The organism is Mucilaginibacter sp. SMC90, from assembly GCF_022811725.1.
Classification (GTDB): Bacteria; Bacteroidota; Bacteroidia; order Sphingobacteriales; family Sphingobacteriaceae; genus Mucilaginibacter.
Genome location: NZ_CP094527.1, coordinates 4,744,275 through 4,757,906, shown reverse-complemented (window position 1 = coordinate 4,757,906; position 13,632 = coordinate 4,744,275). Strand labels below are relative to the sequence as shown.

14 protein-coding genes are annotated in these 13,632 nt (G+C 42.6%); 7 read left to right on the top strand and 7 right to left on the bottom strand.

The window, feature by feature from the left end:
- Window positions 1-192: 192 nt before the first annotated feature.
- The 6 genes from MTO98_RS20000 to MTO98_RS19975 are packed head-to-tail and all read right to left on the bottom strand — an operon-like array spanning window position 193 to window position 7,510.
- Complete coding sequence (locus MTO98_RS20000) at window positions 193-3,831, bottom strand: hypothetical protein (protein WP_243480758.1); 3,639 nt, start codon at window positions 3,829-3,831, stop codon at window positions 193-195.
- Between the two features lie 22 nt (window positions 3,832-3,853).
- Window positions 3,854-4,741, bottom strand: a complete 888-nt coding sequence (locus MTO98_RS19995; protein WP_243480757.1) for an ABC transporter ATP-binding protein — start codon at window positions 4,739-4,741, stop codon at window positions 3,854-3,856.
- Between the two features lie 18 nt (window positions 4,742-4,759).
- On the bottom strand, window positions 4,760-5,497 hold the full coding sequence (locus MTO98_RS19990) for a hypothetical protein (RefSeq protein ID WP_243480756.1): 738 nt from the start codon (window positions 5,495-5,497) through the stop codon (window positions 4,760-4,762).
- Window positions 5,481-5,888, bottom strand: a complete 408-nt coding sequence (locus MTO98_RS19985; protein WP_243480755.1) for a GntR family transcriptional regulator — start codon at window positions 5,886-5,888, stop codon at window positions 5,481-5,483. Before MTO98_RS19985 ends, MTO98_RS19990 begins: the two co-directional genes overlap by 17 nt.
- Before the next feature lie 10 nt (window positions 5,889-5,898).
- Window positions 5,899-6,669 (bottom strand): hypothetical protein, encoded by a 771-nt coding sequence (locus tag MTO98_RS19980; RefSeq protein ID WP_243480754.1) that lies wholly within the window; start codon window positions 6,667-6,669, stop codon window positions 5,899-5,901.
- A complete protein-coding gene (locus MTO98_RS19975) occupies window positions 6,662-7,510 on the bottom strand; it encodes an ATP-binding cassette domain-containing protein (RefSeq protein ID WP_243480753.1) in 849 nt (282 codons plus the stop codon). Before MTO98_RS19975 ends, MTO98_RS19980 begins: the two co-directional genes overlap by 8 nt.
- A 176-nt stretch (window positions 7,511-7,686) precedes the next feature.
- Between MTO98_RS19975 and MTO98_RS19970 the strand changes: the two genes are divergently transcribed.
- From MTO98_RS19970 to xth, 3 genes are all read left to right on the top strand, one after another.
- Window positions 7,687-8,703 (top strand): hypothetical protein, encoded by a 1,017-nt coding sequence (locus MTO98_RS19970; RefSeq protein ID WP_243480752.1) that lies wholly within the window; start codon window positions 7,687-7,689, stop codon window positions 8,701-8,703.
- A 42-nt stretch (window positions 8,704-8,745) separates the two neighbouring features.
- Window positions 8,746-8,937, top strand: coding sequence for a hypothetical protein (locus MTO98_RS19965; RefSeq protein WP_243480751.1), 192 nt, complete (start codon window positions 8,746-8,748; stop codon window positions 8,935-8,937).
- Between the two features lie 109 nt (window positions 8,938-9,046).
- Complete coding sequence (xth, locus tag MTO98_RS19960) at window positions 9,047-9,829, top strand: exodeoxyribonuclease III (RefSeq protein WP_243480750.1); 783 nt, start codon at window positions 9,047-9,049, stop codon at window positions 9,827-9,829.
- A 63-nt stretch (window positions 9,830-9,892) separates the two neighbouring features.
- Here xth and MTO98_RS19955 read toward each other — a convergent pair whose 3' ends face one another.
- Window positions 9,893-10,504, bottom strand: a complete 612-nt coding sequence (locus tag MTO98_RS19955) for a hypothetical protein (protein WP_243480749.1) — start codon at window positions 10,502-10,504, stop codon at window positions 9,893-9,895.
- Window positions 10,505-11,108: 604 nt separating this feature from the next.
- On the opposite strand from MTO98_RS19955, the gene MTO98_RS19950 reads away from it, so the two are divergent.
- From MTO98_RS19950 to MTO98_RS19935, 4 genes are read left to right on the top strand one after another with little or no spacing between them, the layout of a single operon-like run.
- A complete protein-coding gene (locus MTO98_RS19950; RefSeq protein ID WP_243480748.1) occupies window positions 11,109-11,285 on the top strand; it encodes a hypothetical protein in 177 nt (58 codons plus the stop codon).
- Window positions 11,282-11,476, top strand: a complete 195-nt coding sequence (locus MTO98_RS19945) for a hypothetical protein (RefSeq protein WP_243480747.1) — start codon at window positions 11,282-11,284, stop codon at window positions 11,474-11,476. Before MTO98_RS19950 ends, MTO98_RS19945 begins: the two co-directional genes overlap by 4 nt.
- A complete protein-coding gene (locus MTO98_RS19940; RefSeq protein ID WP_243480746.1) occupies window positions 11,469-12,434 on the top strand; it encodes a sterol desaturase family protein in 966 nt (321 codons plus the stop codon). Before MTO98_RS19945 ends, MTO98_RS19940 begins: the two co-directional genes overlap by 8 nt.
- The gene (locus MTO98_RS19935; RefSeq protein ID WP_243480745.1) at window positions 12,434-13,576 is read left to right on the top strand and encodes a formylglycine-generating enzyme family protein; all 1,143 of its coding nucleotides are present in this window, start codon (window positions 12,434-12,436) and stop codon (window positions 13,574-13,576) included. Before MTO98_RS19940 ends, MTO98_RS19935 begins: the two co-directional genes overlap by 1 nt.
- Window positions 13,577-13,632 lie beyond the last annotated feature (56 nt).

The following is a 13,632-nucleotide window of genomic DNA, read 5'->3' as shown; positions in this document are numbered from 1 at the left end:
AATATTTTTGTAGAGACGCATCACATGCGTCTCCCGGTGGACAGGCCGATTTAAAAGGCTTCTAATTCCGTCGGAAATTGCACGCGGGAGACGCATGTGATGCGCCTCTACATTTAAAAATAATCAAATTTAAACAGCTCCTTAACATTATGAAAAAACGGGATTGCGTTTTGCGTAATCCCGTTTTTAGTTTTAAAGGTCTTTGATGTTATCGTTAGGGTTTCTGTCAATCAGCTTGCTGAACGGATCAATACCTACAGAAGCAGGTTCGCCTTTAACAACAATACTTAATTGCTGCTGCCCGCGTTTAAGCTTATATTTTTTAAGGTATAAGGTATTATTCACCATGCGATTACCGGCACCTTTAACCTGCCTGCCAAAAATCCCTATATCGATGTAATCGTTCATGTTAACGGCCGGGATGTCGTTGTTCTTTGCGTCCTTCCAAGCTTTATCAATATTAAGCTTAAAGGTAACTTTATATTCATTTTTATTACCTGTGGGCTTATTGCTTGCTTCAATTACCCGGTTATCATATAAGGTGATCTTTTGCCAGGTATCGGTAAGGTAATATTGCAACGAATCGGGTACATGCTTTTGGAGGCACTGATACAGATTGTTGGCTCCCGGAAATGGGGCATTCGTTTTAAAAGCATAGGCCTTTTTAAATTCGCGCAGGGCCACATTCAGGCTGTCTTCGCCAATCAGGTCGCGAAGCCCATATAGTGCCACGCTTGCTTTGCCTCCCCATAAAAACCAATTGTTAGCTTTTATTAAAGGATGTTCATTTTCATTAAGGTGCCGCCTGATAAACAGGTAATACCATAACTGGTCCAGCACGATATACCGCATATTATCCTTGCCGTATTTATGCTCAGACATAACCAGCTGATCATAATTAGATAAACCTTCGGGGATCACCAAACTGCCTATCGTGCTGTTTGGCGCTGTCTGGAAACGCCACCATTGCTGTGACAGTAGCCTTGTGGTATTGGCATAGCAATAATCAAAGCTGTTGGGATCCCGGAAATCAGCATTCCATCCAAAATATTCGGCGTAGGTATCCAGCGTAATCATTGATGCATCCTGCGGGCCATAAACAGAAGTTTCTACCAGGCGGATATCATTAAATGGATAGTTGCCATAAACTTTGCTGTAATAAGCCAAGCCATCTTTGTAAGCAGCAATGTACCTGTCGATATTAATGCTATGTTCCGGATGATAATAAACCTCAATGTTTACCTGGTGATCTAACTGAACGGTCGCCTTTTTTACGGCCAATTTTTCGGATATTATACCCATTGGCATATACATGCCCGGTTTGTCCTGCACGTAATGGAAATAATTGCGGCCGTCCTGCTGCCAGTTTTTTACGAGCCGACCGGGGGCAATAGCGGTTTGATCGGCAAGCGTACCAACTGTTACATCAAGTTTCAGGAGATCGGCGGCTCTCCCTGCTTTAAGCGTGCTGATGCCTTGCGGGTTATCCTGTTGAATTTCTTCCTCTTTTTTTTCGGGCAGACCCGCTTTTTTGCGTTCGTAGGGACTGCCCAGTTCGTCGTCTTCATCGTAGCCCAAACCGGGGAGCCCACCGTTAAAGAATATACCGTTGTTACTAAGGGTAGCCGCGTACATGCCATTTGTAAATCCTTTATGCACTATTTCTGAATTGATCTCCAATATCAGCGAATCGCCGGGTAGTAAAGGTTTTATAAACTGGTATAAACGGAAATCGGCGGTATCAGCTTTCGGACCCAAAAAATTCAAAAGCCCGCGGCGATAAAGCAGGGGCGTAGTGAACGGAACCGGTACCCCATCTGTTTTAAGTGAATAGGCGGTCAGTTGATCCCCATCAAGCAGCATTTGTGATATGGCAACCTTGTTTTTATTAGTGATGGTTACCCAGGCATGTGTAGTTACCTGTTGCTTATCCGGATAAAGCTCTACCTGCATTTTTATATTGGTTACTTTGGGCAGGGGAAGGCGCTCATACTTTTTCAGCGTTTTTTCATACAGCACTGCTCTCGCTGTATTTTCATATTTTATGAGATAAGCATTTAAATAGCTTACATTATAATAATTCCACGCACCTACAGCTAAAAAAGCAATTGCCACTGTAGCGGTGATCAAAACCGTGCTTCTGTTAAAGCGCTGAGGTAGCAGGCGCAGCCTTTCTTTAAAAGATGATGTTACTCCACGGTAATAAAACAGTGCCGAAACAATGATGAGCAGCCCTGCAAACAACAGCCAATACAAGTTAAACCAGTTTATAGGTGTTGCCATATGGCCTATTCCGGTCATGTCAGAGATGCCCGAGGATGGTGTATAAGAATATAGCAGCAGGTTATAATCAAAGATGCCCGACTTGCGCAAAAAGAATACCATCACCCAGAAAAAAACACCGATACCGTGAGCCGCGAATTTATTATTCACTACAACATGTACCACATAGCAAAACACAACCATCTCCAGTAAAGATGGCAGCAGGATGTAGCCTATGTAGGTTAGGTATGCAGCTATGTTTAGGGCGTGATATCCCTTTAATAATTGAACAATAACCCCTGTTATGATGGGGATGAAAGATAAGCCTGTACCGATAAGCAATAAGGTGATGAGCTTTGATCCATTCAGGATCCAATTTGGCGGCGGGAGCGAATCATTGATAAAAGCATAACGGGTAGCCCTGTCGCGGTGCAGGGTTTCGCCGGTATAAAACATGATGATGAAGAAAATGAAGAAGGGAAAGGCATCATTAAAAATAGCCAGGAGCGTAACAGTTCGTGGAAAATCAGGTACGCCATTCCGGCTTTCGCCAAGCCAAAATACAAAGCCGAGAAACAAGGTGCCGCTAAGTAATATGATCCAGAAATAATTATCGCGGATAATATTGAGCAGTTCAACTTTCACCAGGTTTCTTAAGGTGTTCCTGTTGTAGCTGCCGCTAAAGCTAACTGCCGGTTTGATAGTGATGATGTTCTTTGTTTTTATGCCTGCCTCATCAATGGCTGCTTTGTCGCGTCGCCCACCAAAAAAACGTTCAAAGCTGAACCTCAAATAAGTAAAGATCACAATAACTATCCCAATACCTCCCCACACTATACGATTGAGCATAAAGGTACCGGTTACAGGAAATAGGGTGGTATTTTGCTCAGCAACGCTTGAGTTGTTAGTTTGCATCCTTATGCCGTTGAGGCCAAAGGGATCGCTGAGGTTTATTATTGTTTGATTGTTAATGTGATTAAGGAAAAATAACGCGATGAAGTAAAACAGGAATAACAGGATCCCGCCAAAGTAAATCACTTTTACATTCCGGGTGAGTGCCACCAGGCCGAAAAACAGCGAAGATGTAAACAAAACATTAGGCAGCCCGATAGTAAAAAACGGGTGCAAGTAGTAGATGAGGTTATTGGGGCCGTATTGTTTAACATCAGTCCATCCCATAGCCGGCCCGAGTTTGGTGCCCATAAACGCACCAACAATAACCGCCGATGCTATAACGATCATAAAAACGAACGAGCCAAGGTAACGGCCCCAGAAATAACCTGCTTTTGTGATAGGATAGGTTAGGTAATAATCTTTTGTATTGTACTCAATGTCCCGGTATAAGGCGGTGCCCATAATGGACGAACTCACCAACGTGATCATCATGGTGATGCCCGAGCACCATAGTGCAAGTACATAGGGCGCGTTAATGTGCTCTTTTTCGCCTAATGGCAATGAACCGGTAGAGAAAGTAAACACTGTAAATAGCAACGCAGCTAAAAAGTACAGGTAAACGGCTGGCCTGCGGACCCTATTCTGGATCTCGAACAGAAATATTTTAAGAAACATAAACTATTGGTTTATAGTGGTTTTAAATGGTGTCTACATCTATTCGTGTAGCGATGTTGCTGAAGTACACATCTTCCAGGTTGGGGGTGCTGCTGATAAAGCTGTTGCCGGGTTCGGCTTCATTAATAATGCGGATATGAAGTTTGCCGGTTTTTAGCTGCGTTGATATTACCTGATAGTCATCTTTATAAAAGCCCAGTTCTGATTGGGTGATCACTTTGCTATAGATCTTTCCACTCAGTTCATTTACTGCACTTTCCGGATCCCCGGCGTATAAAACCTCGCCCTGGCAAATGATGGCAAAATTAGCACAAAGCGTACTTACATCCTCAACAATATGGGTTGATAGGATCACGATCGTATTTTCACCCAAACGGCTTAGCAGATTGTAAAACCTGTTTCGCTCGGCCGGGTCAAGGCCTGCTGTCGGTTCGTCAACAATAATAAGTTTGGGGTTACCAATTAGGGCCTGCGCTATGCCAAAGCGCTGTTTCATACCGCCGGAATAAGTACCCAGGTGTTTCTTTCTGTCTTTATAAAGGTTCACGCTCTCCAGTAATTGCAGCACCAGGTCTTTACGTTCGGCATTGTTGCCAACGCCTTTAAGCTGGGCTATATGGTCAAGCATCCTTTCGGCTGATATTTTGGGGTAAACACCAAACTCCTGTGGCAGGTACCCAAGAAGCTGGCGTACCTGGGTCTTGTTTTTCAATACATCCAGTTCATCCAAAAAGATGCTGCCTTTATCAGCTTCCTGCAGTGTTGCTATAGTACGCATCAGTGATGATTTGCCTGCACCGTTTGGGCCGAGCAAACCAAACATGCCATTATTTAGCGTGAGCGAAACATCTTTTAATGCATGTACGCCATTGGCATACGTTTTTGATAAGGAGTTGATTTCTAATTTCATGATTTGCTGAGTTTGAGGTTATTTTTTATTGCTGATCATCCTTGTATTGCCGTTCAGAATAAGTTTTGCGCTATCGGCAAGTTTATAGCTTATGTTATTAAGGCTGTCGTCCTTGATCCACAAGCGACTTTTATTTCGGATATCGAGGTTCGTTTTTTCAAATTGGTTGCCTGTTTCAATAGATAAATTTGAAGCACTGCCATTACTAATTCCGGTGGTGGCGTTTAAAATATTGAACTTGTTGTTTTTTAATAAGATGGTAGATGCATGATCCTGGACAATGTTGAGCTTATCCCCACTGAAACCGCAGATAATAGTAGGACGCCACTTAAAGTCTGCTGCAGCTGTCGTATCCGTAATTTGACCCTCGCCGGCCTTATATTTGGCATCAGCATGAAAAGCATCCAACTGCGGCATTGATATGTAAAGAACGTTTGGAGCGCGCACATTATGAAAGTTGTCTTTAAAGAAGGCGCTTATAAAAAGCGTATCCCGCCGTTGTTCAGTTTTCAAAAACCAAATGGCATCAGGATCGGCAAGTACTTTGAAGGGGCCTTTTACCAGCATGATATTTACTGCTGTTGCCGAGCTAAGATTGATTACTTTGAAGTTGCTGAAATTTAAATTTACAAAGCCGTTGTATGGGTTTTTATAATTGCCTTTCAGGTATTCGGCTTTGAGCTGAAAATCATATATTCCCACCGATATGACCAGTAGTAATACGGCGGTAAGTAAAAATTTATTGCTTGTTTTCATCGTTGTTTGCCTGGTTTAATTCATTGTTTTGTTGCGCCTGGAAGGTTTGATACTGCAGGCTGATCTCGTGTATTGAAATACCTAACAGGTACATGTTTTTAAAGAGCTCGGGTAGGTTTTGACGTACAAAATTTTCTTTGCGGTAAGCTTTTACCTTGTCAAAGCCGTCGTCGGCTACAAATAAACCAAGACCGCGTTTGTTATAAATAATTTCAAGGCCCTGCAAAAACTCGTACGATCGCATAACTGTATTCGGGTTTACTTCCAGCTCAACAGCCATATCACGTACCGAGGGGATCTTTTGCCCGGCGGGCCATTTTCCCATCAGTATCTGATCGTTCACAAAAGCCGCTATCTGGAGGTATATCGCTTCGTTATCTTTAAATTCCATTATCGTCTTTTTAAGCCTGTTTCTCTTTTAGTTTAAAATACGCTGCTATCCAAAACAGCAGGGTAACAACAGGGAGCATAATAAAAACCCAGGCCGATTGCTGCACATTTAAGCCAATAGTGTAAAAGTTTGTGCCTTCCGGAAAGTTGAGGAATGCAAAAGGCGTTGCCGGGTAAATTTGCCTGCCCACTATCACCCGTAGGAACAGCGTATTTGACAGAATCAGGAGTGCGTAAAAAATAAAAAAGCTGAAACCTGTTTTAATAAAATGCAACTTCTCAAACCTGATGGCACCATACAGGGTAACAGCATGCAGAAATGAGAATAAGATCAGCAATATGGTGAATTTATCCTGGAACAGGGTCAGCATTTCCGGCTGATGCCCCGGCCAATGTTTCAGGTTAAGCAGTATAGATAATACAAGGTAGAAGATGCCGGTATAAACCAGGAAGAATATAACGTATGAATAAACCCAGCTAACCATGAATTTTTCAAACTGTGACGCCGGCAGTGTTAAAGCGGGAATGGCTTTGCGTTTATCTCCGAGGTTGGTAAAGATGGTACTTGTAAATATCGGGCCGGCAATCACTATAAGCACAGCAAATATGGCGCCCTGAAAGCCGGCATCCATAGGGCCGGGGATCATATAAAATATAAACGAGCCCCCAAGCAAAAATACACCTGCTAAAACCGATGCCGACATTAAGTAAGTGCGGTAATGTTCAACAGTATGTTTTATAAACAGCTGAAAAAAACGCTTTAAACTGAAGTAATTATTCATGGAGTGCAGTTGGTTTTAGTGCGTTTAATAATTTGTGGCTATTAGTTGTAACGGCGTTAAATAATAATTCGAGGTCCATTTTACCATACTTGCCGGCGGTATTTTGTACGATAGCGTATTTTCCCATCAATGTATCTTCTTCGTACAGCACATTCATGCCCGTAAGATCTTTAAAAACACCGAAGAATAGTTTCTCGGTAAGCTCATCTACCGAGTTCTCAACTACAATGCGGTGATCATCCAAAATCAAAACCGTATCAATGAGGCTGTCCAAATCCCTTACCTGGTGGGTTGAAATAATAATACAGCGTTGCTCATTTAAAACCGATGCAATTAGTTTCCTGAATTGCACTTTTGAAGGGATGTCAAGCCCATTGGTAGGTTCGTCAAGTATCAGCACACCGGTATTGGTAGCCAGGCCAAAAGCGATGATCATCTTTTTTTGCTGCCCGTATGACATTTTGGTCATTAGCAGGTTGGGGTCAATATCTAATATTTTCAGGTGGCTGTAAAAGTCGGTAATGCTAAAAGCAGGGTAGAAGCTGGCCGTCCTGTCTAAAAACTGCCCGGGAGTTAAGGCTGGTACATAAACCTCTTCGGCAATAAAGTAAAGGTTTTGAAGTGTAGATACCAGGCGCTTTGAGCTTTCTGTGCCGTTAATAAAACATTTGCCCGATTGCGGAAAGGCTAAACCAGCAATATTTTTTAACAGGGTTGATTTTCCGGCACCATTTTTACCTAATAAGCCATAGATATGCCCGGCTTTTAATGAAAGGTTTAGGTTTTTGAACAGCAACGTTTTGCCGTCATAACTGAAATTCAAATCGTTTATTTGAATCATGGTTTAGTGTATTAGTGTGATAGTACACTACAAATGTAAATAAACATTTTTAAAAAGCAAGGGTTATTTTTAACAGCCGAATATTGCTTTAAATATTATTTAGATTATAAATATTACCTGTTGGTTAAAACCTTGTAATTAAAACCTTGTTTAAAGGGTATTAAATTTAAACCTTTATGGCACTAAAAAAATTTGCACAAACCCGCTGGGATATCGAAAGCAGGCGGGTAACACTCTATCCTTATCGTATCTTTAATGTACTCAGTATTGGTTTCGCAGTGGTATTTGCAGCCTTTATTGTATTCTTCAATGTTACTTTGTTTCCCGATCCTTCGCAGGCATTATCAACATCGATCCCCATGTTTTTGGGTTTGGCAGTTATCGTTGGGATGTTGTGGGGAATAGGTCGTACATCGGTGGTCTTTGATAACGACTCGCAGGTTATGCGTAAAAAACTTTTTGGTTTGCTTAGCATTCGTTCCGAAAGATTTGATGATATCGATAATATCGGCGTGGTGCGTAACACTATGGGGGGCTATAATTACCGTGCTTTTCCAAAAAGAAACAAATATGGAAAAGGAGTTGTGGTGTCGGCAAATTACGCAAAGAACGACGATGCTAACGCTATTGCTTTAACGCAGGAAGCTTTTCCTGTGATTATGCAATTCCTGTCTACAGGTTATACCGAGCCGGCTTATGCCGATACTGTAATTACCGATTATCAATTTTATGATACCCACCCGCCGTATTTTGCTATTAAGCGTAAGTGGGTTGGTGGTTTATTAATTGGCTTGTGTTTGATTGCGCTGGCTTTGAACGAAATTATCAATAAAACAATCACACATGATTCAGATATGATTCATAAGGTTTTGGTTATTGGGGGATGCTTACTGGGAGGTACCGCGTTTGTGTTTTCAACCTTCAGCAAAATAGTTTTTGATACAGCCAACAAAACAGTAAACAGATACAATCCCCTTGGCATCGGTAATCAAACTTTTGCCTTTGCCGATTTTATTAATTTTCAAATCACCAGGCGCAGCTATAACTTTATTTATTCGGGTACAGATATTAATATGTATTTCCAGGTACCGGGATCAAACAAACAAAAAGCACTTGTTATCAAAAGCTTTTCCAGCACAAAGAAAATAGACCAGTTTTTGCGGGAAACAAGGCATGTAATGGCACTTAAATAGTGATTTTGCCAAACCTATCCGCGGTTTGATGGTTGTTTAAATATGTCAAAGAAGAGAACCATGCCAAACGAACCAGATGAAATGCCGGTAAACCCGGAGCGTCCGGAGATCAGGCAGCCTACGGATCCGGGAGAACCGGAAATGCCTGAAGAAGCGCCCGAAAATATCCCGAACGAAATTCCTGATACTGAACCCGGCCGGCCTGAAACAGATCCGGACGAGTTTGAAAAGTAGAGGGACTTTATATTGTTTATTGTCATTGCAATCAAGTGTTTGCCATGCATGGCAACGCTTTTGCATTTTATAATGTATGTGATAATACCTAAACTGCTTAAATTGCATCATGAAAATAGCTACCTATAACGTAAATGGAGTAAACGGTCGTCTTCCTGTTTTGCTTCGCTGGTTACAAGAAACAGCTCCCGATGTTGCATGCCTGCAGGAACTTAAAGCTCCGCAGGAAAACTTCCCCGAACAGGCTGTACTTGATGCTGGTTATAAAGCCATCTGGCACGGGCAAAAAAGCTGGAATGGTGTAGCCATACTGGCAAAAAAAGATAAACAAATTACCGAAGTATGCAGGGCGCTCCCGGGCGATCCTACCGATGAGCACAGCCGTTATATTGAAGTTATTGTTGATGGTATTACTATAGGCTGCCTTTATCTGCCTAATGGTAATCCTGCGCCCGGCCCTAAGTTTGATTATAAATTGGGTTGGTTTGAACGGCTAAAAAGTCATGCTGCCGGTTTGCTTGCTGCTGATAAGCCCGTTGTATTAACCGGCGACTACAACGTAATGCCTACCGAACTTGACGCTTATAAACCAGAGCGGTGGGTAAATGACGCCCTCTTTCGCCCTGAAACCCGTGAGGCTTTTAAAACATTGGTTGAGCAGGGATGGACTGACGCTATCCGTAAACTTTACCCTACCGAAGTGATTTACACTTTTTTTGATTATTTCCGGGATGCGTACGGAAGGAATGCCGGCCTGCGTATAGATCACTTTTTACTGAGCCCGCATCTGGAAAAAAGGCTTGTTGCCGCCGGGGTGAACAGAGATGTGCGTGGCTGGGAAAAAACAAGTGATCACGCGCCGGTTTGGATTGAGCTGAAGGATGCTGAATAATTTAGATATGAAGATTTACGAAGTTTTAAAAACTTCGTAAGTCTGGGTTTAAAACTTGTTGCGTTACCTCTTCATAGCAATATTTTCATGTACCCATTTAACCTCTTCTTCAGGTGTAACTTTATCCACGGTACTGCTTACCCGGCTAAAAGTAGCCGTCGGGAAATCGTAAGGATTACTATCGTCAAAAAACGGCCCCACAACGCCTAAGATCCATACGTATTCGGTAGCCCAGTGGGGCGGGTTAACCCGGTACTTAAATACCTCGTAATGTATAACGTTGCCCCGCCCGTTAAGATCAATGGTAACCCGTTTAATGTATTCTATTTCATCGGGGCAAGCATCCAGTTCGGTAGGGAATTCCAGCCATTGGGCCAGTGAGCTTTCGGCTCCTTTAATGAGTGTATGATATTCTTCTGGAAACAGGTGGAGCTCACCAAGTTCTTTTAAATATAAGAAGGTGTCATGGCGGGTAAGCAGGTTTTGGGCAAAGGGCAATACATCCTCGGCGGTTAAACCGACAGTGGTTTCGGCTTTTTTATAAAGTGGTAAAATCCTGGCCGATCGTTCCAACTCCAATTTCTTCTTTCCCTTTTTAACATCAAACAGCCTGAAAGCCGCAAACGCTATAATGAAAACGATAGTGGTAATGACGATGAGCGTAGTTAGATCCATAATGATATGAATGTAAGATTTTGTATGGCTATTGTTATGAAATTTATCGGGCAGTTAGTGAAAATGTACGCATTGTGTTTTTTCGGATAGAGCAGTAATTGGGGTAAAAACCAATAGTATTGATCTCTGCGTAAAAAATCACAAACTCTATTTAAACGGTTCCAGACCGTAAAACACCGCAATAAAGCATTAATATCTCCATTTTTGCCTCCATTTTGTTGCTGATTAGAACAGATTTAAAAAAAAGAATGATTTATTTATATAAATTCTATAGAATTAGTAGTATTTATTAAATCTTTGTTTACATTTGCTTCAGAAAATAATCACAATAATTAAATCACTAAAAAGCACCCCACCATGCAACCCGAACTTTTACCTAAATACGGCCTTGCTAATTATCAGTTAACCACTGCTGCTTTTACTCCTTGTTGTTATTCTTGTTGCTGCTGTTAAGGCATTACAAGGGTTAGTCCCTTTCTTATAATCGTGTGCTCAATACACGATATCCCCAACTTTTTATTTAATCATTTTTAAAGGGCATTGCTGGCTTTGTGCGGATTGTTATGCGCTGCCCCTGCATATTTAATCACTTAATAGTTTCATTATGACCATTAACGACGTTTCCCTAATAGGGAAGAAGGTGTTGGTAGGTGTTATAGTAACCCTCATACCTTTCATTATCATTTTCGGCGGGCTGTGGCTTGGCCGTAAGCTTTTGGAAAAAAAGGCTGCAACTAAAACGGCACAAATTGTTCAACCTCAAAAAAATAGCCCATCATGAAATTAGAGCAATCAACTAAAACACAGATCATCAGGAACGCGTCGCTGAGCCTGTTGCTGTACATCCTGCCGATAGCCCTTATGTTTGGCACGTTTGCCATTACCGGCCAACGCCCTTGGGAAAAGAAACATCAGCATAAACAAGAAAACACAGTAAAGACTAAAAATTCAAACTCGCAAGACAATGATTGAGCAGATAAAACAAGTAATAGATAACCTTAACGGCTACGGGTTTTCCGTTTTGGTACTGGTATTAGGTGTACTCGAATTTTCATTCGGCCTGTACAAAAAACGTTGGAACAAGAACGAAAAATGGGTGGATATCGCCTGCTTTACCATCCCTAAACTGGTGGTGAAACCACTGGTTGCCTATTACAGTCTGTTGGTTTTACCAGCCATATTACCAACCTTAAAAAATACTTTCGATTGGGTGCCCTTTTTATGGGGATGCGCCATCATAGCCGTGGCCGACGATCTTACCCAATACTGGTACCATCGCCTGCACCACCAGGTACCGTGGTTATGGCGTTTTCACCGTACGCATCACTCGGCTTCGTACATGGGTATGGCAATGGCCAGCAGGCAAAATATCATTTATACGCTGTTCTTTTCACAAACCTATTTAACTGCTGCTTTGGTGTATCTTGGTTTGGGTGTTCCTACATTGGTGGTAAAAGGTATTAAAAGTACTATTACCACGCTGGCACATTCAAGTATCCCGTGGGATAAGCCTTTTTACCAGTACAAAATATTACACCCGCTGGCCTGGGTATTGGAACGTACCATATCAACCCCGGCGACGCACCATGCGCACCACGCAGCTACTACCGACGACGGTGTAGGGTATTACAAAGGCAACTTTGGTAATATGTTTTTTTGGTGGGATATCATTTTTGGTACAGCCCATATCTCCCGCCAATATCCTAAAGCTTATGGCATTTCCCATTACGAAGGTGATCAATGGTATGCGCAACTGGCCTGGCCAATATTTAAATCAAAGGTTCCGGGAAGTGAGCTTGCTGCCGATGGCCCAATGATTAAGGATGACGTGCCTCTTCAGCCCCATCAATTTTACCGGCCGGATGTTGCCGTGCAGCCTGAAAATGAACAGGCCGATGCAGATTTTCAGTTACAACCGGTAAAAGCGTAATGAAAAAGATTGTACTTATCTTTTTTAGTATGGCATGCTTATTTTCATGCAAACAACCGGCGAAACCAATGGCGGGTATTGCGGTAGCCTCTGTTCCCGGTGCTAAAAAGAAGCTATGCTGCGAATCAAATATCCCTAACAGGTTTAAAGCGGCAGGACTAAGCGGTGCGGCGCTTAGTTTACCTGATGCCGGTAGTACCCATGCCAACCATGCGGGGATGGTATGGGTATCAGCCGGAAATTTCAGAATGGGGGCCGATAACCAACAGGCCGAACCTGATGAATACCCTAAGCATGATGTAACTGTTGACGGTTTTTGGATAGATAAAACCGAAGTTACTAATGCGCAGTTTGAAAAGTTTATAAAGGCTACAGGTTACATCACAACCGCCGAACGTAAACCCGACTGGAACGAGCTAAAAAAACAAATGCCGCCGGGTACCGAAAAACCTGCTGATAGCTTACTGGTTCCTGCATCGCTGGTGTTTGTGCCTGCCAGTCACCAGGTTAATCTGAACGATTACAGCCAGTGGTGGGAATGGAAAACTGGTGCAAACTGGAAACATCCGCACGGGCCAGGCAGCGATATTAAGGGTAAAGAAAATTATCCGGTAGTACAGGTTTCATGGTTTGATGCTGTGGCTTACAGTAAGTGGGCCGGTAAACGTTTACCAACCGAAGCCGAATGGGAACGTGCGGCAAGAGGTGGCCTTGAGGATAAGATTTACCCCTGGGGTAATGAAAAGGTAAATGAGGGTTTGCCCAAGGCAAATACCTGGGATGGAAGTTTCCCCTATAAAAACACTCAGCGCGACCATTATTATTACTTAGCGCCTGTGAGTTCATTTGCACCAAATGGTTATGGCTTGTATGACATGGCCGGCAACGTATGGGAATGGTGTTCAGATTTGTACAATAACAATTACTATAAAACGGTAAGCATCCCGGCAGGCATTAAAAATCCTAAAGGAGCTTCAAAATCATATGATCCGGACGAGCCTTATGCTATAAAGCGGGTGGTACGCGGAGGGTCATTTTTATGCAACGATAGCTATTGTTCGGGCTACCGCGTATCCCGCCGTATGAAAACTACCGAAGACAGCGGTATGGAGCACCTTGGCTTTCGATGTGTTAGCAACTAAAATAATACCCCGAATTAAGTAATTGATCTGCCTGCAGGTGCGGGCGTAATAAAGAA